Raw genomic sequence first — 26,619 nt, 5'->3', positions numbered from 1 at the left:
GGCTGACGCCACACCAGCAACGGCTAGTCCGTGCCGTCGCCTTTCGCTTCGCACGTCGCCGTCCCGTCCTGCCTTGCTTGTGCAAGAGAGCTGATAGTCTGTAAAAAATCATGTCCTTTTGGGACTAAAGGCGTGTAAAACTCACTTATGACGCTTGTTCCCACATCACAATAGCCACGCCCCTTGATACGCTTCTGGAAAAACTGCTTTTTCACATCTGAACCAAACAGCATACCGTAACCTAATTCGCTGATACGCCCAAGTCCCACACGGAAATTGAAGTTATCTCTGATACCATCTGAAAAATACTTTGCGTCTGGACGCTGGCAGGCAACAATAAGGAAATAACCTGCTTGTCGCCCTAACATAACGATTTTCTTTAACTGGCTAAGTAAGCTCACGCTTTCTTTTGTCCCCAACATTTCAAAAAACGCTACATATTCATCAAAGATAAGAAAGCAGGGTGGAAGTCCCAGATAGGCGTAGTTTTCGCCCGTCTTATAGTTCGGGTGTTGCTTCATTTCCTCACTTCGCCGTACCATGCCCTCATAAAAGGCATTGACGCAATCAATCATTTCTTCTTTGGTGTGATAGACATTAGGCATGACTGTTCCCAAGTCTGCAAGGTCGCTGTTCTTTGGGTCTAAGATATAAAGGACAGCGTTGGTATGCAGTAAGGCTTCAATGAGCGTCAGCAGAAAATAAGTTTTACCGCCACCAGTCCCACCAGCAATCAAAGCGTGAGGGAGTGCGTCATATTCCCACACAAGATTTTTCATCAGCCTAAGACAGCCGTTTTCTGCCCATACTTCATCAATGGTAATGCGGTTTGCTATCATGTCATAAAGCAGGGTGTATTCAATATAGCCGTCATGTAAGGTCTTGTCGGTCAGCTCGCAATACAAGCCACTTTCCAATTTATCCTCTAACCGTAAAAGCTGGTCTTGATATTTTCCTAACGTGATTTCACAGCGGATATGGAGCAATCCCTTTTCCATTTGATAATAAATCTTTGGAAACCAGACGATTTTTTCCCTTGATCTGCTTTGCAGGTCAGTAAAAAAACCGCTGTCTTGTACGGTATCGGCTTCATACCACTTATTTTCCAGTATCATTCGTGCCAGCTTTTGACGGTGCAATAGCTTCTTGAAACTGTCGTAACAGAAGCGGTAATACAGAAAAGCGACCAATGCACAAACACCAGTCCACATCTGCACCCGTATAGGTTTTTCGTGATACCGTATCGGCTACTGGATTGACAAGCTCCACAACTGCATTGTACGGAAATTCCCTTACTGGTACTTCTGGCGGTACAGACACGGGGATAATTCCACCATGCAGACTGCACTTCAAATCATAGATACGCTTTTTAAGCTGGGTACTCGGTGTCCCGTCCTCATTCTGCAAGAATACATCACGCACTGCTGTAAATTTTAATTCTCCAAATGTTTTCTCTTTGTCAATAACAAAACCGTTTGATAATCTCATAATATTTTCACTCCTTTACTTTTCTTCAACTGCTACAATATCATCAGCAAGTAACACATAATCGGTATGTCCCATATCCCCAATTGCGTAACCTCTGCCGTATAATTTCGGATTGACAAGTTTTACTTTCTGTTCATACTTGAAATGCTTTTCGCCAGCCTGCACGGGAATTTCCACGACAACATTTTCGCCTTTCTGCACATCAGAATAAAGGTTGTAGCTTCGTCTGGCTAAGACCCTGCGGTTATTTTTATCTCTTTCAAAGATAGGCTCGCTTTCGCCTGCAAATTCAAGTGTTCCAAAAGACTGTGCCATATCTGGCACGACATATTTCATTTCCATATTGTTTTACCTCGTTTCTTTCTATATTTGATAAGTTTTTGATAGTGATTTCTTATTCTGGCGGTTAGGGAAGTACCAGCAAGTCCCCAGATAGTAAAGGGTAAAATAAATGCTTACGCACCCTTGACTATCCGTGTTCTTGCAGGTAAGTAGCAGACAAGCCAGAATAAGCGGAAGTCTGCCGACACGGTATCGGCGGAGAACGTGATTTTTCTTTTCTCATATCGTTACCGCCTTATGATTTCTTCATTTTACGGCGTTTGCAGAAGAAGATACCTGCCAGTCCAGCACCAGAAGTTAGTAATAATGCAAGCAGTCCGTAAAGGTTCGTGTTATCGCCCGTTTTTGGACTGTCTGTTTTATGCGGTGTATCTGGTGTCTGTGGTGTTTTGGGTTTCTCTGGTTCTTCTGGGACTTCGGGTTTTTCCTTAAAGGTAATCGTCTGTCCCTCGTTGTCAATGTCTTTATGCTCGGTAACTTTCTTCGGCTCGTCTGGATTGCTTAAATCGTACAATTCTTCAAAAGTTACAAGCTGTTTGCCGTCAAGAGAAGTAGCGTCAAAGGTAAAGGCAACTTCCGCTTTCATAGTTTCGCTGTCTGCGGTAAAGGTGTAATCACTTTCCACACGTTTTCCATTGATAAGAAGCTCTGCATTTTCTTCTTTCAACATCTGCCAGCCTACAAGTTTGTACTGTGTGCCGACTTCTAAGCCCTCTAAGGTTATGGTATCAATGATTGTTACCTCTTTTCCAGCTTCAAGCTCTTTGTTGCCGTCCTTATCGGTAGCAGTCGTATGAATTTTGATGATACACCCTCAATGTCTGTATGGATTGTCTTTACCACTTCATTTTTCTTGTATAGCTTGCCCTCAACCAGTACCGCATTATCATTTAAGGAAATGATGTCAAAGGCAGTATCTTTCAAAGTGGCACTTCCTTGTGGTTTTGTATCGCCCGTTTCTAAATCTCGTTTCTGAATTTTCACACCGCCACGGATAACCTTGTCTGATACAGAAAACTGGTTACTTCCAGTCAATACGGCAAGGTCGCCGTCCTCGGTAATCTGTGTTACATATAAGCCCTTAATCTGTTCGGACTTATCGCCAGCCTGCATATATGCACCGTCCAGCAAGTAACCGTTTGGAGCTTTTGTTTCTTCTACGGTTAGTGTTCCAAGTGGAAGAACGGCTTTGCCGTCCTGCATATAGAAACTGTCGCCAGATACCTTGTATGCGTCCGCTAATTTTGTAACATAGTGGATTGTACCGTCGCTGTCTGTTTCGGCGATTGTCTTTGTAACCCATGTTCTTGTAGCTTCGGCAGGGAGATTGTCTTTATTGTAGAAGCCAGTATAATACTTCCATGTAAATTCCGCACCTGCTAAAGAAGCGTTCCCCTGCGGATTGTCTTTCTGTGTTTCCATATCAATCTTGAAGAGTTCAATCAAAGTGTCTGTTACCTTTGGTGTATCTGATACGTTCAAGGTCGCTGTCTTTCCAGCTTCAACCTTTAAGGAATATATATTTGTATCAACCTTATATCCTGCTGGTGCGGATAATTCCTTGATATAGACTGTGTCAGCCGTTACCTCTACGACATCTGTATTTCCGTTTTCATCAGTCGTAAGGGTGGCAAGCTGTTTCGTGCAGTCCTTATCAGCAAAGACACCGTATGTCGCACCAGCGATAGAGTAATTCCCGTTACCGTCTGTAATGCTGGTATTACTGGAAGTCTTTTGAAGTTTCGCATTTCCAACATTGAGTTTCGCCCAGAATTGTCCCAATTCCTGCCCCTCGCCAGAGTAGATATAACCGCCACATTCATAGCGTCCTTTATTCTCTTTGACAAAGGCTTTTGCACCAGCGAAAACTTCGTCCTGCGTTGCCTTTGGAATTTCATCATAAGAAGCTCGCACGTTATCGCATTGCCAGCCAAGATGTACGCTTAATCTCTGCCAGACAACAAGCTGTCTTAAAAGGTAGGCGTGGTTTTTGCTTATTCCGTTGTGGCTGTCTGTGTACTGTTTTACATATTCGATAGATAAGGCAACGTCGCTTATCTGGTCGGCACTCATACGGGTGCTTGCGTCAGCTCTGGTCTTGTAGCCATTCTTAAAGTCTGTGTTAATGTCGATACAGTAAGCGTCCTCGCCCTCAACGGTCAAATGTCCCTCATTAAAGGTAGAACCAATCGAACCGTCATTCATTACTTTTTCAACGATACCGACACGCTCTTTTGACTCCGTCCAGTATTGCTTACTTTCTGCATGAACGGGTGTAGTCGGCAAAGCAGTAACGACAGTTGCAAGAGCTAAGAAGCCCGTACACAATCGTTTTAACATCTTTTTCATAAATCTAATGCTCCTTTCATTTTTGGTAATAAAATAACCGTCCATAATGAACGGCTGAAAATAGAAAAGGAACGTCATTTTAGGCGTTCCATAGTCTATGAGTTATTCAATTTTTCTTGTTTCAATACTGATGTGCTGTACCATATCTTTGCATATCTAGGAAAACTTGCGTATCAAGGCTCATTCAATGGTAGTAAATAAGTAGTAAATTGATGTGTTTGTTTCCTTGAAAATGCTGATAGATACTGTGTTTTAGCGGATAATCAGATTTTTATTGTGTTTTTTACATAAAAAAGTATTTTATATGAAGAAAAAGGGCTGAACCATATAAGGCGGCCCAGCTCTTTTTCAAAATCTCTGTTTATTTTTCTTCCATACGCTTCTGCACATCTTCCACTGTATATGCTTCTGTCAGTGCTTTCATATCATTCGGTGTAGTGTCTGGATTATACGACTTGATCACTTTCATCAGATCTGCACAGCTGTATGCATTTTCATAAATGTCCTGTGTATATCCGTAAAGCTTATTGAAAGAAGCTTTATCGGATGCACTCCAGAAGCCCTGATACAGACGCACTGTATTAGAATCAGCGTCGTCGGTATTTGCCTCTGGATAACCGGTCATTGCATTGTACAGGATCGCAAAGGCAGGACCGCCCATGGATGCATATTTACCGGCAATGTAATCAATTTTAGGATTTCCAAAGGAATCCTCAGTATTGATCTCATCATGGTTTTCCTGGGAGAAGCAGTCAACTGCTCCAATCTTGATATTGGAGCCCTGCTCATCTTCTTTTGCTGTAACGATCTTCATGATCTCATCTACATTGAAGGTACAGAGAATTGCATCATAATTTCCGTCTACAAAAGTATGTTTCAGATTATTGATCCCTTTTGGGGCTGCCATATAGCCTGGACAGATGGTAATGCTGATATCATCTTTTCCTGTATCTGCAACGGTTGTTTTCTCAGATGCCGCAAGCCTCTCAACATCCTCGGAATAAGTCAGCCCCTCCTTCTCCGCCAGAGCTTCCAGAACACCGATCGCTCTCTGAAGATGCATGTAGTTTCCAGCGGAGGAACCACCTGTCAGTACAATATATTTGCTGGTGTCTGCATCTGCAAAATACTCTGCCATATTATAGCCGGCTTCATAATCTGCTTTTGCATCCGGTCCTACGCTTCCAAGAAAATACTGGCCGTTTTTTATCTTGTCATAATCTTCATCACTGATGTTTCCAGAACCAAGAACATAATACATTTCTTCCTCATCGCAAGTTTCTACGATCTTCTGGATATCCTGTCCATAAAAAGAAATGATCCCGCTCACACCCTGCTGCTTCATTGCGCGGATGAAATCGCACTCATCCTCCGCAGAATTGATATTTCCTGAAAAATAAAACTTAACCGGAAACCCCTGCTGGATGTATTCTCTGTAATAGTTCATGAACATGTTCATTTCCGGGCTGTCCTGATTATATACTACAACACCTATTGTATATTGGATATCTCCGTCTTCGACAGCAGCAGAAACTTTTTTCCCGCCAACTGTAAAAACGGCAAGCAGCAACAACAGAATGCCCAGTACTTTAAAGTTTTTAAAAATCATACTGTTTTGTGCCTTTCTTTATTTTTCCGTTACATAATGGCAGGCTACTTCATGTCCGGACTCTACTTCTGTGAGCACAGGGCGGATCGTCCTGCATTTCTCCATACAGTGTTCACAACGATTCTGGAATGGGCAGCCATGAGGAACATCCAGAGGGCTGGGGGCCTCACTTTCGATGCTCTCGATCTTTTTCTCCTGATCCATATGAATGGAAAACTGTGCCCCCAGAAGAGCCTGCGTATACGGATGAAGAGATTTTTTTGCAACGTCCTCTCCAGGAATTACCTCCACGATATTTCCAAGGTACATAACAGCAATCTGATGAGCAAAGGAACGGATCAGAGCCAGATCATGACAGATAAAAAGCATGCTGATGTTTTTTTCTTTCTGGAGACGTACCAGAAGCCGGATCACGGATTCCTGTACGGAAACGTCAAGTGCAGAGGTAGCCTCATCGCACACCAGAATCTCCGGTTCCAGGGAAAGTGCCCTGGCAATACTGATACGCTGACGCTGTCCGCCACTCATGTTATGGGGATAACGGTCTGCAAAATCTCCGGGAAGCTCTACCATTTCCAGAAGCTCTCTGGCTTTCGCTTCCTTTTCGTTTCTTTTCAGCTTTCCGTAATTGATCAGCGGCTCTGTAAGGATATCCACGATCTTCATTTTGGGGTCAAAGGACGCCAGCGGATCCTGGAAGACCATCTGCATGTTCTGACGGTTCAGCCAGGTTTCTTTTTTGGAAAGATCAGAGAGGTTTTTTCCATGGTAAAGGATCTCTCCGCTAGTCGGCTTGTCAAGAGAAATGACCATGCGGACAAAGGTTGATTTACCGCAGCCACTCTCTCCTACGATTCCCAGAGTTTTTCCTTTATAAACGTTCAGGTTCACATCGTTGCAGGCTGTTAAAGTTCTGCCGCCGGAAGCCGGGAACTGTTTTACGATATGTTTTGCACTGAGTACGATATCGGATTCCTTAAACATAACGCCGTCCCTCCATTTCCGGCACTGCAGCCAGCAGTTTCTTTGTATAGTCACTGGTCGGATGCTCCATGACCTCGTCTCGTGTTCCCTGATCCACAACTTTTCCGTTCTGCATAACAACAAGTTGATCTGCCATATAGGCTGCTACGCCAATGTTATGAGTAACAATGATGATACCGGTTCCGAAATCATCACGGAGCTCCATCATCTGGCGTACGATCTGTGCCTGTGTAGTAACGTCCAGCGCACTGGTCGGCTCATCTGCAAGAAGCAGCTCCGGGTTAAAAGTCATGGCCATGGCAATACCAACTCGCTGGCGCATACCACCGGAAAGCTGGTGAGGATAACTTTTCATGATATTTTCCGCGTCCGGAAGACGCATTTTCTGAAGCATGGAGCATCCCTTCTTCCATGCTTCTGCTTTGGATATATCCGTATGTGTACAGATATATTCCACATACTGACTTCCGATCTTACGGATAGGGTTCAGGGTTCCGCCGCAGTCCTGGAAGATCATGGAAATGCGGGTACCCCTTAAATTTCTCCATTCATTCTTTGTATTGGAAAGCAGAGAATGTCCGTTAAACTGAATATCTCCGGTGCTGACCCGGCCACCTCCGGCAAGTGCGCCGAGGACAGCACGGATCACGGTTGTTTTTCCACTTCCACTCTCGCCTACCACACTGATGATCTCCCCCTTCTTCATGGAAAGGTTGAAATGTTCAATGGTAGGTGCCTGTTTTCCGTACTGAACGGAAAGATCCTTGATCTCAAGCATAAATAAGCGCTCCTTTACTCGGCAAGAGTGATATCCTTTGTCAGCCAGTAATAATCCATTGGATACATCTTAACACCTGTTACCTTTTTGTTGGAGAAAAGGTAGGTTGTCTCATAACCAAAGAATACAGTTGCAGCATCATCCATGATATCCTGCTGAATATCGATGATGAGATCTTTTCTCTTGTCCTCATCAAATGTCTGCGCAAGCTCGTCAAGAAGCTTGTCAACCTCCGGGTTATTGTATCCTGCAGTATTGTTTGCAGAGGAGCTGTACCAGTTCTCTCTTAAGTAGTTCTCAGGGTCTCCAGTGTTTGCTACCAGCACGTTCCAGATCAGAAGGTCATACTGACCGGAATCTCTCATGTCAAGAAGTGTCTCATAACTTACTGTGTTCAGGTTTACGTTGATACCGATCTCCTTCAGACTGGCCTGTGCTGCCTGTGCGTATACACCAAGCTCGGCACGGCTTGTGTAGATAACAAAATCAAGAACAAGAGGATCTCCGTCAGGAGTTTCTACAAATCCGTCACCGTCAACATCTTTGTATCCGGCCTCATCAAGGATCTTCTTTGCGCTGTCCGGATCATAGGAATTCTCATCCTTCAGATCATCGAATCCAAAGTCAAGTGTTGGAGGAACCGGTGCTTTACCAGCTGTTGCACCACCCTCGAGAAGAGTGTTGCAGTATGTTTCCTTGTCAAGACCACGAAGAAGTGCCTGGCGAAGAGCCTTATCGCTGAGTGCATGATCCTCGTTCTGGTTCATGAATGCATAGGTGGAACGAAGAGACTGAAGCTCCTGGATGTCGTAATTGTCATTTCCCTCAAACTCAACCAGGTTCTCTGTTTTCAGGTTGTAAGCGATATCGATCTCACCTGTCTGAAGAGCCATGGAACGTGTTGTCTGGTCATCCACACATTTCAGTGTAACTTTATCAAGGGGAACTTCTCCATCCCAGTAGTTCTCATTTTTTACTACGATACAGGAATCCGTCGGGCTGAAAGATTCTACTGCGTAAGGTCCTGTACAGATCGGTCCTTCCATGGCAAATGTAGAATCATCTACATTTGTATCTACGATCAGAAACAGCGGGTCTGCAAGGCATCCGGCCATGTTTGCATTTGCTCTGTTCAGGTGGAAGATCAGGTTCTGTCCATCAACCTCGATGCTGTCGAGATCAAAGAATTCCGGAACACGGTCACTCTTTTCAGCGGTACGCTCGATGGAAGCTTTTACCATCTCTGGTGTCATATCGTCGCCGTTGGAGAATTTTACGCCCTCACGGATCTTGAAGGTCCATGTTTTTCCATCGTCGCTGTTCTCCCATTCTTCTGCAAGACATGGAACGATCTCACCGTTCTCATCGAATTTTGTGAGGCACTCTCCGATCGCATAACGGGATACTACCCAGCTGAAATACTGCTCTGTCGGCTCCAGTGTATCTGCAAAGCTTGTTACTCCGATGGTGATCTCCTTATCACTTTTTTTGTCACCTTTTGCCTGAGCCACTGTTGTCATGGAAAAAGTTATCATGCATGCAAGTGTAGCAGCCAGCACTTTTTTAACTACGTTATTTCTCATTTCATCCTCCTAAAGATAAATAATACTGATCATATGGTGTTGGTTTGTTACAGAGTTGTTTTATTGATCCTGGCGCGGATCCAGTACATCACGGATGCTGTCTCCAAGCATGTTGAAAACAACAACACAGATCACGATAGCGATACCAGGGTAGATCATAAGCCATGGCGCTTTTGCCATGTAGGTCCTTCCTTCATTCAGCATCAGTCCCCATTCCGGTGTCGGCGCGGTTGCACCAAATCCCAGAAATGAAAGGGAAGCCAGTTCCAGCATCATGGTTCCGATATCTGCCGCTGCAGTTACCACCATCTGGGTTACCATGTTGGGAAGAACGTGTACAAGAAGAATTTTCCAGGTCTTTGTTCCGTTTACCACAGCTGCCTCTATGTAAAGACTCTTCTTGACTTTCAAAACCATACTTCTTGCAAGGCGGGCATATTTTGTCCAGCTTACAGCCGCAATGGAGATAACGGCATTGACCAGATTCGGTCCGAGCATACCGGCAATGGCAATGGCCAGAACAAGGCCGGGGAATGAGATCATCATATCCGCGATACGCATGATCACTGCATCCACAACACCACCGAAATATCCGGCGATAACTCCTAAAAATGTACCGATCACAAAGATCACCGCAACCAGACATAAGGTCATGATCAGAGAGGTTCTTGTTCCGAAGATAACACGGGAAAGAAGATCTCGTCCAAGCTTATCCGTTCCGAACGGATGAGCGGAGCTTGGCTCCTGCAGTGATTCGGTCATAACTGCATCCAGAGGATCATATGGTGAGAGCTGCGGCGCAAAGATCGCAACACCGATCACCACGAGACCCAGAATAAAGAAAAGAGTGAACTGTTTATTTTCTTTGAATGTTCGTAATACCTTTTTCAATTATCTATCCTCCTTAAGTCTTGGATCGAGATAAGTATAGGACAGATCCACAAGCAGGTTGATGCACATGTACAGGATCGCGATCCAGAGTACATAGCCCTGTACAAGAGGATAGTCACGACAGGAAATTGCCTTTACTGCCATATTTCCCATTCCAGGCCAGTTGTAAATGATCTCTACAACTGCAGTACCTCCCAGAAGACTTCCAAGGGAAAGCCCCAGCAGTGTTACCAGCGGAAGCATTACATTAGGAAGAACGTGTTTCCAGAGAATGACGCTTTCCTTGATCCCACGCATTCTTGCACCTGTGACATAATCCTGGTGAAGTTCCTCCAGTACTGCACTTCTTACCTGTCTGGTATACTTTGCAGACATGGCAAGTGCAAGTGTCAGCGCCGGAAGGATCATGGATTTAAAATCTGTACTGCCTCCGGCAACATTGATCCAGCGAAGCTGAACACCAAAGATGCTGAGAAGGATCAGGCCCAGCCAGAAGCTTGGAACAGATACTCCCACAAAGGTAATTCCTCTTACAAAATAATCCGGGAATTTGTTCTGATATACAGCGGCCAGTATTCCAAGCGGTATGGAAATAATGACCATCATCAGAAGTGCCAGCAACGACATCCTCAGCGTCGGCCAGAAACAGGATACCAGTTTATCCGTTACCGGCATTTTGAAAGAATAGGACTGTCCCATATCTCCTGTTACAACACCTTTCAGCCAGGAACCATACTGCACAAGAAATGGCTGGTCAAGGCCGAGATCATGTCTTGTCTGTTCCAGAAGTTCCGGTGTTGGAAGATTACCACACTCTGTCAACATGATCTCCGCAGGATCACCAGGTGACAGGTAGGTCAGTCCAAATGTGAAAAAGCTGATTCCAAATAATACAATGATAATCTGGAGAAATCTTTTTCCTACTTGTTTCTTTGTCACGTTTTACTCCTTTCCTCATTTGATGCGATTTTAACATTGCCGTTTTAATTTAGTTAGATAAAAGAAACTATTGGATTCTTAATATGCAGAATATGCATGGAATTTTAGAAAATTTGCACGAAAAAAGCCCGTGACGAAATACGGGCACACAAAATAAATATGCTTCCTATCTTCCGTAAGAATCATTTTAAAACAATTGCAAGCAGGTCTCCTGACTTAGGATCCTTACCCTCAGACACCTTCCCGGTCTATTTCTCACGCACTCGACCAGTGGTACTTTGTCTGAGGATTTCCCCTTACAGTGACGGGATCGTACCGGATTTACACCGGTTTCCCTATTAATCCTCTCAGAACTTACAACGGCTGATGTGAAAATCAGCAAATGCTGTCAAATTACTGAAACATTATATGATAAAACTATAGTTTATGTCTATGGAAAAATGTTATATTTTTAGAAAACTCATAAATTTTGTTAAAGATGCTTGAATTGTATATATCCCCCATGGGGGATTTGACAATTGGATTTATCTGATCTGCTAAAAAAACACGGATTTTACCTCGCTATTTTTACAAATAGAATAGCAAATGGTAAAACCCGGTTTTCTTACTGTTTCAATATGATTTCAGACAGAAGCGTTCTGAAAAGGTTGTTTACTATCAGGTCAGAGTCTCCGTGATCGCTGCATATGCGATCATTGGTCCGTCTTCAATAATGTTCAGACTGGCTGTCTGATAAAGTACGACTCCGTTTTCAGTTGCAATAGATGTGTAAAGTAAATTTCCATAGTAATCTCTCAGTTCACCCAATTCTTCTCCCTTAAAGAAGTACTCTCCAGGCTTCTTGGATGGATACCAGCATCCGGTATACGGCGCATATTCATAGACTACATTTTCAAGAAGCATCTGACGGTAATGCTTCAGACCATGACACGCCTTTCCCTGGAGATGAAAAACAAGGTGACGGACGTCTCTTTTATCCTGTTCTACTTCCTCCCAGGTCCAGTAGCTGTGTCCGCCTCTTTCGATAAGAATACTTGGAATTCCAAGAGAAGAAGCATAATTGTAGGCGCCACCTGTGGCAGTTGTGGAACGGACCACATATTTTACGCCGATATGCCGTGCCATATGTAATGACTTCTCTGCTGTTTTTTCATCTACAACCCCTACATAATAAACATAGGGATGAAGCTGTTCGAACCCATCTCCACTATGCAGGTCGATATAATAATCTGCTATAGAAAAAAGTTTCGTCACTATAGTATAGGCAATACGATCTGCAGCTGTTCCCTCAGGATCTCCGGGGAAAACGCGGTTCAGGTTCTTGCCATCCTCATAGACCAGACTCATAGTGCGATGCTCAAAGCCGCTGACATTGACCAGTGGAACGATGATCACATTTCCCTTCAGTTCTTCCGGCTGAAATTCTTTTGCAAGTTCCATTGCCGCCTGGATCCCCACATACTCCGCACTGTGTATTCCTGCTGTGATCAGTATCGTCGGTCCGTCTTTCACTCCGCATATCACAGTTGCCGGCATTGCTATGCCGTATCCTGTGATCTTAATTTTTCCCTGTGCCTTCTCTCCTTTTTCAATCACCCAGTCATCAATTTTGATCATTGGTTGTTTCCCTTTTCCTTTTTTATATTTCCGCACTTTTGACGATAAGTATATCATGCCTAACCGAAATTGTACATATTCTTTTAAGATTCCGGGAAAACAGAAAAAAGCTTTCGTAATCGTTCATTTTGATCCGACGTACAAAAGCTTTTTTCCTGAATGATATATAATTTATCTTTTTACCAATTCTTTGGTAATTTCTTCCCAGCTGACTCCTTTTTCAACCATGAGTACCATCATATGATAAAGAAAATCTGAAATTTCGTATTTAATTTCTTCTTTATCCGGATTTTTGGCTGCAATGACGATCTCTGTGCATTCTTCACCGACTTTTTTCAAAATCTTGTCGATTCCTTTATCAAAAAGATAATTGGTATAGGAACCTTCCTTTGGATGTTCTTTTCGGTCAGTGATCACATCATACACATTCTGGAACACGTGAAGAGGATTGGTATCATCGTACTCCTTTTTCATCAGCGGTTTGAAGAAACAAGTACGGTTTCCTGTATGGCAGGCTGCGCCCACCTGCTCCACTTTGGCAAGGATCGTATCATTATCACAGTCAATGGTAAGAGACTTTACATACTGTACGTGGCCGGATGTCAGACCTTTGGTCCAGAGCTCATTCCGGCTGCGACTCCAGTATGTCATTTTTCCAAGCTTCAATGTTGTGTTAAAAGCCAGCTCATTCATATAGGCCAGCATCAGTACTTCATCCGTCCGGTAATCCTGGACAATAACCGGAACCATTCCGTCACTGTTTAATTTAAAGTCCGACCATGCAATATTACTTTTATATGTGTTTACCGGAATTCCGGCTTCTTCGCAGGTTTCCTTAAATGTATGCAGATCATTTTCAAGACTGCTTACATAAGCACCGCAAAGTCCGGACACAGCTGGTTCTCCTAAAAGCTCCAGAACGTTCTCAGATCTGTTTTCATCGGTATGAAGAACAATGGAAATCTGAGAAATCTCTGCAATTTCATTTTCGACAGTGTCCAAAGCCAGAACAGTGTCTGCATATGTTTCGATCAGATCCTGATTTTCTGTGAATTCTCTCAGATCAGAGATGCTGATCATCATACGCTCTTTTCCAAAGCGCCGGGATACTTCTTCCAGAAGCTTGATATTATTCTCTTTCGAAAAATTCAGTACAACTTTGGCACATCCCGCATAGATCAGCTTTTTTACATCTTCCATACGTTTGATATTTCCCGCTGCGATCACCGGGATCTCAGATACCTGACAGATATCACGGATTTTTCCGATCGCACGGTCATGCTCTGCATCTGCGGAAGAAAAGTCAAATACTAGAAGCTCATCTGCCCCATTGTCACCGTAAAATTTTGCAAGTGTTTCTACATTTCCGTCTCCGAAAAGATTTCTCTGTCCAAATCCTGTTACCGCCTTTTCTGAATGAAGATAAAGGCATGGGATCAACTGTTTGTTCATAAGTGGTCTCCTTCTGTATCAGAGGCTTCCCTTGGTAGAAAGCACGTCTGTGATCCGGGAATCGTACTGTGTTGCTGCATCAAGGGCTTTCGCAAAGCTTTTAAACATGGCCTCTGCCACATGATGGCTGTTTCCTCCGGAAAGAACCTTGATGTGAAGATTCATTGCTGCGGAATAGGATACTGCATAAAAGAATTCCTTTACCATCTCTGTAGCCATATCTCCTATTTTTTCCGTAGAAAACTCTGCATCCCATCCAAGATAAGGTCTTCCGGAAAGATCTACTGCGCAGAGCACAAGCACTTCATCCATAGGAAGGATACAGCTGCCGTAACGTTTGATCCCTTTTTTGTCGCCAACTGCCTCACGGATAGCGTTTCCAAGGACGATCCCTGTATCTTCAATGGTGTGATGATCATCTACATTCAGATCACCGTGGACTCTCAGCGTAAGATCATACAGTCCATGGCGCGTAAAACCGTCCAGCATATGGTCAAAAAAGCCAATACCTGTATCAATATCGGAACTTCCTGTTCCATCAATATTCAGTTGCAGACGTATCTGCGTTTCTTTTGTGTTTCTTTCGATCAGTGCTTCTCTTGCCATTATTCGTTCTCCTTGTCCTCTTCCTCAAAACGGACTGCAATGGAATTTGCGTGTGCAGTCAGCTGTTCCGATGTGGCAAACTGGATGATGTCCTTGTGGATCTTTCGGAGTGCTTCCCTGGAATAATATACAATACTGGATTTTTTGATAAAATCATCTACAGAAAGTGCGGAGAAAAATTTGGCAGTTCCATTGGTAGGAAGTACATGGTTTGGTCCTGCAAAATAATCTCCAAGGGGTTCAGAGCTGTGCTCTCCGATAAAGATCGCACCTGCATTTCGTACCTTCATCATATCTTCAAAAGGATTCTTTGTGACGATCTCCATATGTTCAGAAGCAATTTCATTGGCAGCCTCAATGGCCTCGTCCATATCTTCTGCGATCAGGATATAACCAAAGTTCTCCAGGGATTTCTCAATAATGGCTTTTCTGGAAAGTACCTCAACAAAACCTCTGACTTCTTCATCTACCTGATCTGCAAATTTCTCATTTGTTGTGATCAGGATCGCAGATGCCATCTCATCATGTTCTGCCTGAGAAAGAAGATCTGCTGCAATATAACGAGGATTTGCAGTCTCATCTGCAAGAACGAGGATCTCGCTTGGGCCGGCAATAGAATCAATGCTTACGTATCCATAAACTGCCTTTTTTGCAAGCGCAACAAAAATATTTCCGGGTCCTACGATCTTGTCAACCTTTGGAATACTCTCGGTTCCATATGCAAGTGCTCCGATGGCCTGTGCACCACCCACTTTATAGATTTCATCTGCTCCGGCTTCGTTAGCAGCAACAAGTGTGCTTGGATTTACTTTTCCGTCTTTTCCAGGAGGTGTTGTCATTACAATACGGTCAACACCGGCAACTTTTGCAGGAACGATATTCATCAGCACGGAAGACGGATATACAGCCTTTCCACCGGGAACGTAAACACCTACACAGTTCAGAGCGGTTACCTTCTGACCAAGCAAGGTTCCGTCTGTTGTGCTTGTGAACCAGCTGTTCTGAAGCTGCTTTTCGTGATAGCTGCGGATATTCACCAATGCTTTTTTGATCACATCGATCAGGGAAGGATCTACCAGCTTGTATGCTTCCTCGATCTCCTCAGGGGTTACACGGATCGTATCCTTTGTCACTTCGACTTTATCAAATTCTCTGGTAAATGCAAATAACGCGGTATCTCCCTCTGCTTTTACTTTGGCAAGGATATTTGCTACTGCATCCTCGTATTTTCCGTAATTATTAGGGCTTCTTTTTAAGAGAGTTTCCAGAATATCTTTTGTAGATTCTTTGGTGAGTTTTACCTTACGCATAATAAATTCTGCCTTCTTTCTGTATTTTGGAGGTTCATCTGTTGTTCAGTTTATTTGATCACACTTCGAAGTTCCGTGATCAGTTTGCGGATCCGTTCATCTTCCATTTTCATGCTGACCTGATTGACTACCATACGTGCAGACAGCGGGCAGACTTCTTCCAGCACCTTCAGGCCATTCTCGCGAAGGGTGCTTCCGGTTTCCACGATATCCACGATAACCTCGGAAAGTCCTACGATCGGTGCAAGCTCGATGGAACCGTTCAGCTTAATGATCTCCACAGTCTGATGCTTTTTGTTATAGAAATAATCCTTTGCAATATTTGGATATTTTGTAGCTACACGGATCAGCTGATTGTTATTCAGGACTTCTCTGGCGCTTTCAGGACCGCATACGCACATGCGGCATGCTCCAAATCCAAGATCCATAACCTCATATAACTTTCTTCCTTCTTCCAGAATGGTATCCTTACCTACGATACCGATATCTGCTGCACCATACTCTACATAAGTCGGCACATCCGGACCTTTTGCAAGGAAAAACTTCAGCTTCAGTTCCTCATTGGTAAAGATCAGCTTTCGGGAATCTTTGTCACGCATCTCCTCACATGTAATACCGATCTTCTCAAACATATCCAGTGTTTTGTTGGCCAGACGCCCTTTTGTGAGGGCAAATGTAAGATATCTCATCAGTCCTGCTCCTCCTTTGCCGGGCACAATGCCACTTTTTTACCTTTATTCCGAAGCTCCATTGCTTCCTGGATCGCTTTTTTCAGATTTCCCGGATCATAAGTGATCACAATGGTTTTATCGCCAGCCGGAACGGTCAGCTTCTGTCTGGAAAGCGCGAGCATCAGGTTATCAACCACAATGGCAAATCCAATGGAAGAAGCCGGTTTTCCGAAATGCTTCATCAATTCGTTGTAGCGTCCGCCCTTGATCAGGGGTTCACCGGTTCCATATGTATAAGCCTGGAAAATGATCCCTGTATAATAACGGAACTTACTGAGCATTCCAAAATCAAAAGCAATGTATTTCTCACAGCCGTATACTTTCAGGATCTCATAAATTTCTTCCAGTCGTTTTACTGCAGAAAGTGCTTCCGGATTGGAGGTGAGCTTTTTTGCTTTTTCCAGCACTTCTGCTGAACCGAACATCTGAGGCAGTTCAGCAAAAGCCTTGGAAAGGTTATCGCCTAAATTCTGTCCCTTAAGAAGCTCTTCCACACCAAAATAATTCTTCTGAGAGATCAGCTCACGAAGATGCTCTTCTATCTCCGGCTCCAGATCTGCCTCTGCAAGCAGGGATTTATAATAATCTACCTGACCTACGCTAACCTGGAATTCGGTAAGTCCTGCTGCCTTCAGACACTCCACGGTCATAGCAAGGATCTCAGCATCTGCTGCTGCAGAATCATCTCCCATATGCTCAACACCCATCTGAGTATTTTCCTTCATCTGACCTCTGTAACTGGAATTGTTGATAAATGTATTTCCGGTATAACAAAGTCTTACAGGTCCCTTTTCCGGATCAAAATAAGTTGCACATGCTCTGGAAACAGACGGTGTAAAGTCAGGTCTGAGAACAAGTGTGTTTCCCTCTCTGTCAAAAAATTTATATAAATCCTTGGATGGGATCGTTCCTACTTCATTGCTGAACACTTCAAAATACTCAAATCCCGGTGTTTCTATATCTTCATATCCATATCTTGAAAACACCTGGTGGAGCTCCTTCTGGAGCCGTTTTTTGCGGCTGCATTCCTCTCCATAAATGTCCCGCACACCTTCAGGTGTATGAAAAATACGCTGCATGTTCATTTCCTCCGTAACACGTTTTGAGATTTCCTGTGCTTCACTTTAATTCGCTACCATGCTACCACAGAAAAACTTAAATTTGATTATATAGGAAACCTTTCCAAAAGTCAATCCCGTAATTGCAGATCTTTCTGGATCCCTTCCAGATAAGGAACCAGAAATCCATTTTTTCCAGAAAGATAAAATTCCTCGTCCAGCTCTTCCCGACGAAAACTTTTTCGCCCGCCGTCTTCCATTCTTTTCCAGAATTCCTTCAGCTTACGAAGGGTAAGATAATAAAAAACATTATCTGCGCTGAAATAGATCAGAAAAAAAGCAATCCCCTTCTGCTTTTCAAACTCATCCATAAATGCTACCTGATGAGGATGAATATTCGCAAGGGGAAAAGTTTTTACACAGCATTCTTTTGCATCGAAGCAGACAGGGATTCCCTGTACTGCTCCGATATAATCTACGGTACTTTTCTGTTCAAAATATGCCAGCGTGATATGCCGGGAGGTTTTATCCATTTTAACCGGAGTGATCGGCGTCGGGATTTTCTGGATGAGAGCCAGTCCCTTTTCCCTGTACTGCTCATTGGTACGATTGATAAGTTCCTCCAGAGTAGAACCACGAAGTCCTCTGCTGTTCCATGTTGCCATAAAGTCTGCCCTTTAATTTAGAAGTTTGATGGATGGGAAATAACGGATCTCCGCTTTTCCGACGATCTGATCAAACTGTACATATGTATTCTGCCAGTATCGGGAATCCTTGGAATTGTTACGGTTGTCTCCCATCATAAAGTAACAGTTTTCCGGTACTTCGTATGGTCCGAAGCTTCCAAGAGGAGTTTCCGACACAAAGGAATCATCCAGAGGTGTCTCTGAATCATTGATATAAACTTTACCATCTTTGATCTCTACTTTATCTCCAGGAAGACCGATGATACGTTTGATGAACAGCTGGGACTCATCATCCGGATATTTGAAGATCACAATGTCAAAGCGTTCCGGATCTTTCCATTTTTTTGAGATCTCGTGACCAAATACATCCATATTCAGACCATAGGCCAGACGATAGCCAAAGATACGATCCCCGGTCATAATGGTATTTTCCATAGATTCTGACGGGATCTTTGCATTGATCAGTACTACATTGTTGATAACCAGGACTACAACTACCACGATGATGATCATCTTGACGTAATCCCATATTTCATTCCAGATTTTCATAATAACTCTCCTCCAACTTTTCCTCTTTTAGTGTTCTGAGAAAGATTTCCGGAAGCGGTGCCATAAAGACCTTCCCGGATAAATATGACAGGCTTCCTTTCATAGATGGAAACTCCATTCGAAAAGAATGAAGCAGCTGTCCTTTCAGCTTTTTATCGGCTTTTCCATATTTGGGATCACCAACAATCGAATGTCCCTCCGAAGCAAGGTGAGCTCGAATCTGATGTGCACGTCCTGTGATCAGTTCAACCTTAAGAAGAGTACGGGTTCCATTGGTACCCAACGGATAATACTTTGTTTCCACTGGAAGGGCATTTTCTTTCTCTTGTTTATAGATGGTTACTTTATTGCTTTTTTTATCTTTTGCCAGATAACCTTTGATATATCTTTCTTCTTTTAAAACTCCCTCCACAAGACAGAGGTAATATTTATGAAGTTCCCTGGACTTGAACATCCCTGAAAGTTCCTGCAGACCGGAAAGGCTTTTGCCTGCCGCTATAAGCCCGCTGGTATTGCGGTCAAGGCGGTTGCATACGGAAGGACGAAAGGTTCTCAGATCATTCTCTGTAAGAGAGCCATTTTTCAGAAGATAGCCAGTCAGATATTCTACCAGTGAAGGGGTTCCGTCATCAGCAGGCTGAGAAAGCATTCCTGCCGGTTTGTTGATCAACAGGATATTTTCATCCTCGTAAATGATATCCAGAGCATAATGTGCCCGTGGAGCAGAATCATTTCCGCTGAATTTTTCAAATGTTTCATCACTTAAAAACAGTTTTACATGATCTCCTGAAAACAGCTTTTCATTCCCGGTGGCTTTTTTTCCATTGAGCGTGATATTTTTTTTCCGCATCATTTTGTAGAAAAAGCTCTTTGGAGCTTCACGGAGAAGCTTGGCCAGATATTTGTCAAAACGCTGTCCGGCCTCGTTTTCGTTAATGATAAATTCTTTCATTATATAATGCTCCTACAGACAGATTGCCAGGATCGTATGTTTGATCAGTTCTTCCCTGGAAAGATCCGGGTATCGCTCATCCGGCGTGAATTTAATCCCGTTTCTTAAAGATTCTTTGTGCTCATTCATGGAATCCAGACGTTCCAGATAGGGTTTCAGGTCCCTCAGGATCTTTACATCTACTTTATATCCGTTTTTACGGATGATTTTCTGTGACTGCTCTGCAAGGTAGGCGATATCTGCTTTTGGATCACTGGTATAACCCACTACTGTATTTCCGCACACGGCAACAGCGTCCAGATAACCGCTTTTCTCATAAAAAGTCATGTACATTTCATAGGACATGACCAAGTCACCGGCATGCTTGCGGATCTCTTTATAGAGCTTTTCATCCATAGGATGACGTAACAGGATCATGATCAGGCTTACCATGGATTTACATCCTGGCAGACAGCCTACTACGGTCAGAACCGTCCAGACTGTCATTCTTGTTCCGTTGACGGCCCACGCCACAAAGAAAATGAGCAGTGGAAGCGAAAATAATCCTGCGGTGATCAGGAGTCTTCGTTTTTTTTCGCTGTTAAAATAACCGAAATCACCTTTTTTTGTTTTTCTTTTTCTGGTATCTTTCATGTGCCGAACTCCTTGTCTGTGTTTTTTTGGCTTTTTTATGAAGCTCTCTGGGACGGATCAGACATTTCGGTCCAAAGCCGACCAGATCCATACGTCCGGTCATCTTAAGTCCTTCCAGGACCAGTTCGCGATTTTCCGGATTTTTATACTGCATCAGTGCTCGCTGTATTGCTTTTTCGTGTGGATTTTTCGGCACATATACCTTTTCGCCTGTCAGCGGATGGATTCCTGTGTAATACATACAGGTAGAAAGTGTTGATGGCGTTGGATAAAAATCCTGAACCTGCTCCGGCGTAAATCCAAGATCACGGACGTATTCCGCAAGCTTCACGGCTTCCTTCATTGTACACCCGGGATGGGACGACATGAAATACGGAACGGCATATTGCTGCTTACCAGTCCGCGCATTTGCTTTTTCATATTCCTTCAGAAAGCCCTCATAAACCTCGTGCCTGGGTTTGCCCATAAACTTCAGGACTTCATCAGAAACATGCTCCGGTGCTACTCGCAGCTGACCGCTGATGTGATATTTCACAAGCTCATTAAGAAAAGTTTTATCCGGGTCTGCCATCAGATAATCAAACCGAATGCCGGAACGGACAAAAACTTTTTTAACTTTTGGGATATTCCTGACCTTTCTGAGAAGCTGAAGATAATCCTTGTGGTCTACCGTCAGATTCTTACACGGAGAAGGAAACAGGCACTGCCGCTCCTTGCAGACTCCTTTTGTCAGCTGCTTTTTGCAGGAAGGATAACGAAAATCAGCCGTAGGGCCTCCTACATCATGGATATAGCCTTTAAAATCCGGATCCTCCGTCATCTTTTTAGCTTCTTTCAGAATGGAATCGTGACTTCTTGTCTGAAGGATACGGCCCTGATGAAAGGTCAGCGCACAGAAATTACAGCTTCCAAAGCATCCTCTGTTGCTGGTCAGACTGAATTTGATCTCTTTCAGTGCCGGAATCCCGCCTTCTTTCTGGTACATGGGATGATATCGTCCTGTATAAGGCAGATCGTAAACATCGTCCATTTCCATCTGCGTCAGAGGCTGAGATGGTGGATTCTGTATCACATATCCACGGTTCCCATAAGATTCTGCCAGAGGCTTTGCTGTAAATGGATCTGTGTTTCGGTACTGAATGGCAAAGCTGTCCGCATAAGCTTTTTTATCGGTCTGTACCTGTTCAAATGACGGAAGGACCACCGGATCGTAAACCCTGCTGATATCGTGGCTTTTAAAAACCGTCCCTGCCACATATGTGATCTCCTGGACCGGAATCCCGCTTTGCAGGGCTTCTGCGATCTCCAGGATGGAATGTTCCCCCATTCCATAAGAGATCAGATCCGCACCGGAATCGATCAGAATACTGTGCTTGACCTTATTTTCCCAATAATCGTAATGTGCCATTCTTCGAAGGCTGGCTTCGATCCCGCCAAGAATGATAGGCGTATGTTTATAGGTCTGCCGGATCAGATTGCTGTATACAACAGAAGCCCTGTCCGGTCTTAATCCCATTTTTCCTCCCGGAGAATAGGCATCTGTGCTTCGGTGCTTTTTGGAAACCGTATAATGATTCACCATGGAATCCATGTTTCCTGCTGTAACGAGAAAACCCAGGCGCGGTTCCCCGAACACCTGGATGCTCTCTTTCTTTCGCCAGTCAGGCTGAGGGATCATGCCTACACGATATCCTCTGCTTTCCAGAAGACGTCCAATGATCGCAGATCCAAAAGACGGATGATCCACGTAGGCATCTCCTGTCACGTAGACAAAATCCAACTCATCCCAGCCTCTTGACTTCATATCTTCTCTTGTAACTGGTAAAAAATCCTGCATTTATAATTCCTCGTATGTATGTGTATTAGTACTGTCTGCCCTGTGTTCATATGCTGTGATGGACTGCCTGGGCACGATAACCCTCTGCAATGATATCCAGCTGCCTGTGGAAGCGTTCCAGCTGACGCAGATCCTTGGTTTTGAATACCCGCAAGAACTCATCCTGTATTTTGCTGACTTCCCGTTCACTGGAAACACGGTAGAGATTTTCAATATTATTCAAAATATCCTTTACAAGATTGGACTGCATCTGAGATGAATTCTGGGCATCCATGATCTCATTGCGCACAGAAGACATTTCATGATCCAGCGAAATGATCGCATCGGATGCTTTACTAAGACGTTCTGCTACATGAGGAGGCATATCACCTTTGTATTTATACTGAAGGGAATGTTCGATCGTTGCCCAGAAATTCATTGCCATGGTACGGATCTGTATTTCTACCTGAAGCCGTTTCGGCCCATGAATAGTCTCCACTGTATAATAAAGGATCATGTGATAACTCCGGTAACCGCTCTGCTTGATATGCGTCAGATAGTTCTTTTCACTTTTGACTTCCATATCTGTTCTTTTTCGGATGATCGCAGCAACGGTATCGATATCTTCTTCAAACTGACAAATGATCCGTACTCCTGCCAGATCTTCCATTTCTGTTTCCAGCTGTTCGATCGGGATATCTTTACGCTGCATTTTCTCCAGGATACTGGAAACGCTTTTTACTCTTCCACTGACTTGTTCAATGGGAGAATAACGATCATTTTCGTGATACTCTTCTATCATATGTTTAAACTTGACTGTCAGTTCTTTGACAGCCAGCTCGTAAGGGCACAAAATACTTCGCCATAACTGTATTTCCATGTTGCTCGCTCCTTATCATCTGCCGCCAGTCTCTTTTTGGTTTTGGTGACAGCGGCATACATTTTTTATTATAACATATGTTTTGAAAAAAAAGGGATTGTTTATCAATTTTTTATTAAAAAAATATAGAATTATTTTCCTTTTTGTGTGATGCATCCACAAATCTATATATATGTATAATTCTGTATTTTATGAATATTTTTTATCAGGGCATAAAAATACCCTGGAGAAAACTTACGTCTCTCCAGGGTAAAAGTTCGAACATACTCCGAACGGGATCAGTCTTTCAGATTTTTGAGAACCTGTACAAGATAGTTCCATACTCTTTCTGTGGAAGCAATGCTGAGAACCTCCTCGGATGTATGGATATCCTTCATATCCGGTCCAAGGGATACACAGTCCAGTCCTTCCATTTTTTTATAGAAAAGCCCGCATTCAAGGCCTGCGTGGATCGCTACGACTTCAGGCTTATGTCCATACATTTCTTCAAAAACTGCAACCATTTTATCTCGTAATGGAGATTCCTTTCTGTACTCCCATGCCGGGTATGCACCCTGTACTTCATAGTCACCACCAAGAAATTCTGTGAGATATTCAATCTTATCAGATAATGCACTGCATGCAGCGTCTACAGAGCTTCTTACACTGGAACTTGCAAAAAGCTCGTCCCTATCCAGACGGAGGATACCGATATTGCTGGAGGTTTCCACCAGGCCTTTGATGGTTCCGCTCATTTTCTGGATTCCGAATGGTACATTCTGCAGATAAAATACGATCTTTTCCTGACTTGTAGGATGAAGAACCTCTGCTGTTGCAGTACCCTTTTCTGTTATTTCAAAAGTAATGTTTTCGTCAGAACCAGTATATTCTTCACGGAGCTGCTCCTGGAGCTCTTTTGCGTAAGCTTTTACCTCAGCAACGGAATCCGTAAGAAATTCTGCGGTGCACTCTCTTGTAATGGCATTGTCTTTCTGTCCGCCTGTAAGAGAAATAAGGGCATATTCCGCTTTTTTCTTAAGTCCGTAAAGAAACCGTCCCATAAGTTTATTGGCATTCGCTCTGTTCTTGTCAATCTCGGCACCGGAATGTCCGCCCATAAGTCCACAGACTTTGACCTGTACCTTTTCTCCTTCTCCTTCTACGCGCTGGACAGGGATATGGCTGATACCGGAAAGACCGCCGGCACAGCTGATCCAGAGACTTCCCTCCGCTTCAGAATCCAGATTGATAAATCTTCTTCCCTTCAGCACGCTGCAGTCCAGACCGACTGCACCAAGAAGACCAATCTCCTCATCAACCGTGAGCAGTACTTCAAGAGGAGGGTGTGGAATATCTGTACTGTCAAGAAGGGCAAGGCCATAAGCAACTGCAATACCATCATCACCGCCAAGCGTTGTTCCGTTGGCTGTGATATAACCATCTTTTACAGAGATGTTCAAACCATCTTTTGTAAAATCATGATCTACATCCGGTCGTTTTTCACATACCATGTCCATGTGGCCCTGGATGATCACTGTGGGAGAATTCTCATATCCTGATGTGCCTGGCTTGTAGATCACTACATTATTCAGCTCATCCTGTACATATCTGAATCCATGATCCTTCGCGAATTCCACAAGGAAATCACTGATCTGTTTTGTATTTCTGGAACCATGAGGAATCTTGCAGATTTCTTCAACATAATGAAAAACTCTCTTTGGTTCACAATTTTCTAATACTGGCATAAATTCTGCCTCCTTCTGCTTCATAAATTCATTTGTCTTTTATAATAATCATATACTGTAAAAAAAGCAAGGACCTGTTTTTATGAAACGAAAAATAATCATATTTTTCTATATCTGCCTGTTGTTTTTTCTGCTTTTTCACCCAAAAGAAGCTCTTACCGGAGTAAAAAATGGACTTGGATTGTGGTTGAATATCATGATTCCCACTCTGCTGCCATTTCTGATCCTGACAGGAGCATTATTAAAAACTGGAAATATCCGGAAGCTTCTGAAACCATCTGCTTTCTTCTGGAAAACGTTTTTCGGGCTTTCACCTGCTGGAGCCTATGTTCTGATCCTGGGTCTGTTATGCGGATATCCTATGGGAGCCAAACTGGCACATGATCTGTACATAGACCAGCAGATTTCCCGCAGAGAAGGGGAATATCTTCTTACGTTTAGCTGCAATGCAAGTCCCGCATTTATCATTTCCTATCTTTCCGGGATACTCTTGAAAAATAAGATATCAGCAGTACAGATGATCCTCACTTTTCTGGCGGCAGATCTCTTTTGTATGCTGTTTTTTCGTTTCGTTGTATATCGCGGGCATACCGTGGACTCTGTCTGCGTAAACAAGATAAAAAAAGAGACATACCAACAGGACTCCATAGGAGTCATCCTGGATGTCTCGATCCTGGACGGATTTGAAACCATCACACGTCTCGGGGGCTATATTCTCCTCTTCTCACTGATACTCGCCAGTATCAGCTTTTACTGGCCATTTCATGCACAAAGCTGTATGTTGTTCACAGCACCACTGGAACTAACTACCGGGCTGAAACAGATTGCCGGCGCACCGCTGCCATGGAAAAGCAGATACCTTGCTTCTATGCTCCTGACTTCTTTTGGTGGCTTTTGCGTCATGGCTCAGACAAAAAGCGTATTGGAAAACAGTTTGTCACTGATCCCCTACGCTATTTCAAAATGTCTGAACGCCAGTGCGATATTCCTGATCCTAGTTTTCTCCGATATCGTCTAACAGATCTTCGTCTTCTTTTGTTATAGAAGAACTGTCATCATCCTGGAAGGTATTGGAGATTGCCGCTGCCTGAGCAGTCTGTGGTGCAAGCTCCTGACGATTATGATTAACAACCTCAAGGCAGCTCTGCAGAGCATCAATAAATGCTTTATATTTACCACCGGCATCTTCAAGTGTCTGATTCAGGACAGAACCGATATTAGCCATCATATCATCTGTGTATGTGATCGCACTGAGACGAATGCTGTTTGCATCCTGTGTTGCAGAATCAAGAATCTCCTGAGCCTGCTTGTTTGCAGCATTTATGGTCTCATTTGCCTGTGCATATGCTTTCTGCATGATCTCATGCTGTGTAACAAGTTCCTGAGCTTTGGCCTGAGCATCTGCGATCAGACTGTCAGCTTTAGCCTGAGCATCCTCAAGGATCGCATCCTTATTGCTGATGATCTTCTGATAACGTTTGATCTCATCCGGAGTTTTCAGACGAAGTTCACGTAAATACTCCTCAATCTCTTCTTTGTTCACTACGATCTTGGTAGTGGAAAGAGGCTGGAATTTACAGCTGTCCACATACTCTTCAATCTCCTGAATAATCTGTTCAATTCTGCTGCTCATAATACACTC

General features: G+C 43.6%; 24 protein-coding genes, 3 pseudogenes and 1 riboswitch. Of the genes and pseudogenes, 1 reads left to right on the top strand and 26 read right to left on the bottom strand.

What is annotated here, in order from left to right; genetic code table 11:
* Positions 1 to 23: 23 nt before the first annotated feature.
* From DWW77_RS11095 to DWW77_RS10980, 25 genes and pseudogenes are all read right to left on the bottom strand, one after another.
* Positions 24 to 1,208 (bottom strand): annotated as a pseudogene (locus tag DWW77_RS11095) (FtsK/SpoIIIE domain-containing protein); the annotation flags it as partial.
* On the bottom strand, positions 1,099 to 1,488 hold the full coding sequence (locus DWW77_RS11090; RefSeq protein ID WP_286188013.1) for a YdcP family protein: 390 nt from the start codon (positions 1,486 to 1,488) through the stop codon (positions 1,099 to 1,101). The pseudogene DWW77_RS11095 and the gene DWW77_RS11090, both read right to left, overlap by 110 nt.
* A 15-nt stretch (positions 1,489 to 1,503) precedes the next feature.
* Positions 1,504 to 1,830, bottom strand: a complete 327-nt coding sequence (locus DWW77_RS11085; RefSeq protein WP_003059926.1) for a YdcP family protein — start codon at positions 1,828 to 1,830, stop codon at positions 1,504 to 1,506.
* 235 nt (positions 1,831 to 2,065) lie between these two features.
* Positions 2,066 to 2,629: a VaFE repeat-containing surface-anchored protein gene (locus tag DWW77_RS18630; RefSeq protein ID WP_502696229.1), complete on the bottom strand. Its 564-nt coding sequence runs from the start codon at positions 2,627 to 2,629 to the stop codon at positions 2,066 to 2,068.
* Positions 2,611 to 4,179: pseudogene (locus DWW77_RS11075) on the bottom strand (SrtB-anchored collagen-binding adhesin); the annotation flags it as partial. The pseudogene DWW77_RS11075 and the gene DWW77_RS18630, both read right to left, overlap by 19 nt.
* A gap of 361 nt (positions 4,180 to 4,540) precedes the next feature.
* Positions 4,541 to 5,788, bottom strand: a complete 1,248-nt coding sequence (locus DWW77_RS11070) for a type 1 periplasmic-binding domain-containing protein (protein ID WP_118608708.1) — start codon at positions 5,786 to 5,788, stop codon at positions 4,541 to 4,543.
* 18 nt (positions 5,789 to 5,806) lie between these two features.
* On the bottom strand, positions 5,807 to 6,772 hold the full coding sequence (locus DWW77_RS11065) for an ABC transporter ATP-binding protein (RefSeq protein ID WP_118608707.1): 966 nt from the start codon (positions 6,770 to 6,772) through the stop codon (positions 5,807 to 5,809).
* Entirely contained in the window at positions 6,765 to 7,550 is a 786-nt protein-coding gene (locus DWW77_RS11060) for an ABC transporter ATP-binding protein (RefSeq protein ID WP_118608706.1), read from the bottom strand. Before DWW77_RS11060 ends, DWW77_RS11065 begins: the two co-directional genes overlap by 8 nt.
* A 14-nt stretch (positions 7,551 to 7,564) precedes the next feature.
* Positions 7,565 to 9,133, bottom strand: coding sequence for an ABC transporter substrate-binding protein (locus DWW77_RS11055; RefSeq protein WP_118608705.1), 1,569 nt, complete (start codon positions 9,131 to 9,133; stop codon positions 7,565 to 7,567).
* A 60-nt stretch (positions 9,134 to 9,193) separates the two neighbouring features.
* Positions 9,194 to 10,024 (bottom strand): nickel transporter permease, encoded by an 831-nt coding sequence (gene nikC / locus DWW77_RS11050; protein WP_118071437.1) that lies wholly within the window; start codon positions 10,022 to 10,024, stop codon positions 9,194 to 9,196.
* Positions 10,025 to 10,963, bottom strand: a complete 939-nt coding sequence (gene nikB, locus DWW77_RS11045) for a nickel ABC transporter permease (RefSeq protein WP_118062895.1) — start codon at positions 10,961 to 10,963, stop codon at positions 10,025 to 10,027.
* A 184-nt stretch (positions 10,964 to 11,147) separates the two neighbouring features.
* Positions 11,148 to 11,336: riboswitch (cobalamin riboswitch) on the bottom strand.
* Positions 11,337 to 11,620: 284 nt separating this feature from the next.
* Positions 11,621 to 12,580 carry a M14 family metallopeptidase gene (locus DWW77_RS11040; RefSeq protein WP_059085712.1) on the bottom strand — a complete coding sequence of 320 codons (960 nt, stop codon included), beginning with the start codon at positions 12,578 to 12,580 and terminating at the stop codon, positions 11,621 to 11,623.
* A gap of 171 nt (positions 12,581 to 12,751) precedes the next feature.
* On the bottom strand, positions 12,752 to 13,330 hold the full coding sequence (gene hisIE / locus DWW77_RS18625) for a bifunctional phosphoribosyl-AMP cyclohydrolase/phosphoribosyl-ATP diphosphatase HisIE (RefSeq protein ID WP_044961526.1): 579 nt from the start codon (positions 13,328 to 13,330) through the stop codon (positions 12,752 to 12,754).
* 327 nt (positions 13,331 to 13,657) lie between these two features.
* Positions 13,658 to 14,032: pseudogene (locus tag DWW77_RS18620) on the bottom strand (HisA/HisF-related TIM barrel protein); the annotation flags it as partial.
* Positions 14,033 to 14,050: 18 nt separating this feature from the next.
* Entirely contained in the window at positions 14,051 to 14,638 is a 588-nt protein-coding gene (gene hisB, locus DWW77_RS11030; protein WP_021976578.1) for an imidazoleglycerol-phosphate dehydratase HisB, read from the bottom strand.
* The gene (hisD, locus tag DWW77_RS11025; RefSeq protein ID WP_118608704.1) at positions 14,638 to 15,948 is read right to left on the bottom strand and encodes a histidinol dehydrogenase; all 1,311 of its coding nucleotides are present in this window, start codon (positions 15,946 to 15,948) and stop codon (positions 14,638 to 14,640) included. The genes hisB and hisD overlap by 1 nt, the downstream gene beginning before the upstream one ends.
* Positions 15,949 to 15,998: 50 nt before the next feature.
* Positions 15,999 to 16,637, bottom strand: a complete 639-nt coding sequence (gene hisG / locus DWW77_RS11020) for an ATP phosphoribosyltransferase (protein WP_021651484.1) — start codon at positions 16,635 to 16,637, stop codon at positions 15,999 to 16,001.
* The gene (gene hisZ / locus DWW77_RS11015; RefSeq protein WP_114002513.1) at positions 16,637 to 17,758 is read right to left on the bottom strand and encodes an ATP phosphoribosyltransferase regulatory subunit; all 1,122 of its coding nucleotides are present in this window, start codon (positions 17,756 to 17,758) and stop codon (positions 16,637 to 16,639) included. Before hisZ ends, hisG begins: the two co-directional genes overlap by 1 nt.
* A 110-nt stretch (positions 17,759 to 17,868) precedes the next feature.
* Positions 17,869 to 18,402 (bottom strand): Holliday junction resolvase RecU, encoded by a 534-nt coding sequence (locus DWW77_RS11010; protein WP_015524919.1) that lies wholly within the window; start codon positions 18,400 to 18,402, stop codon positions 17,869 to 17,871.
* 12 nt (positions 18,403 to 18,414) lie between these two features.
* Positions 18,415 to 18,972, bottom strand: coding sequence for a signal peptidase I (lepB, locus tag DWW77_RS11005; protein ID WP_022426337.1), 558 nt, complete (start codon positions 18,970 to 18,972; stop codon positions 18,415 to 18,417).
* Entirely contained in the window at positions 18,956 to 19,924 is a 969-nt protein-coding gene (locus DWW77_RS11000; RefSeq protein WP_114002512.1) for an RluA family pseudouridine synthase, read from the bottom strand. Before DWW77_RS11000 ends, lepB begins: the two co-directional genes overlap by 17 nt.
* Positions 19,925 to 19,936: 12 nt before the next feature.
* A complete protein-coding gene (locus DWW77_RS10995; protein WP_021651487.1) occupies positions 19,937 to 20,557 on the bottom strand; it encodes a hypothetical protein in 621 nt (206 codons plus the stop codon).
* Complete coding sequence (locus DWW77_RS10990; protein ID WP_110103520.1) at positions 20,520 to 22,394, bottom strand: YgiQ family radical SAM protein; 1,875 nt, start codon at positions 22,392 to 22,394, stop codon at positions 20,520 to 20,522. The genes DWW77_RS10995 and DWW77_RS10990 overlap by 38 nt, the downstream gene beginning before the upstream one ends.
* Before the next feature lie 46 nt (positions 22,395 to 22,440).
* On the bottom strand, positions 22,441 to 23,253 hold the full coding sequence (locus DWW77_RS10985; protein WP_015524915.1) for a GTP pyrophosphokinase: 813 nt from the start codon (positions 23,251 to 23,253) through the stop codon (positions 22,441 to 22,443).
* 278 nt (positions 23,254 to 23,531) lie between these two features.
* Positions 23,532 to 24,977, bottom strand: a complete 1,446-nt coding sequence (locus DWW77_RS10980; protein ID WP_118608703.1) for an aminoacyl-histidine dipeptidase — start codon at positions 24,975 to 24,977, stop codon at positions 23,532 to 23,534.
* Between the two features lie 82 nt (positions 24,978 to 25,059).
* Between DWW77_RS10980 and DWW77_RS10975 the strand changes: the two genes are divergently transcribed.
* Positions 25,060 to 25,995 carry a hypothetical protein gene (locus DWW77_RS10975; RefSeq protein ID WP_118608702.1) on the top strand — a complete coding sequence of 312 codons (936 nt, stop codon included), beginning with the start codon at positions 25,060 to 25,062 and terminating at the stop codon, positions 25,993 to 25,995.
* Here DWW77_RS10975 and DWW77_RS10970 read toward each other — a convergent pair.
* The gene (locus tag DWW77_RS10970; protein ID WP_015524911.1) at positions 25,972 to 26,610 is read right to left on the bottom strand and encodes a F0F1 ATP synthase subunit B family protein; all 639 of its coding nucleotides are present in this window, start codon (positions 26,608 to 26,610) and stop codon (positions 25,972 to 25,974) included. The genes DWW77_RS10975 and DWW77_RS10970 overlap by 24 nt on opposite strands.
* Positions 26,611 to 26,619: the final 9 nt, after the last annotated feature.

The organism is Ruminococcus sp. AF17-12 (assembly GCF_003479245.1).
GTDB classification, from domain to species: domain Bacteria; phylum Bacillota; class Clostridia; order Lachnospirales; family Lachnospiraceae; genus Blautia_A; species Blautia_A fusiformis.
Note: the sequence above shows the minus strand (reverse complement) of the source record. Positions and strands in the feature narration are given on the sequence as shown.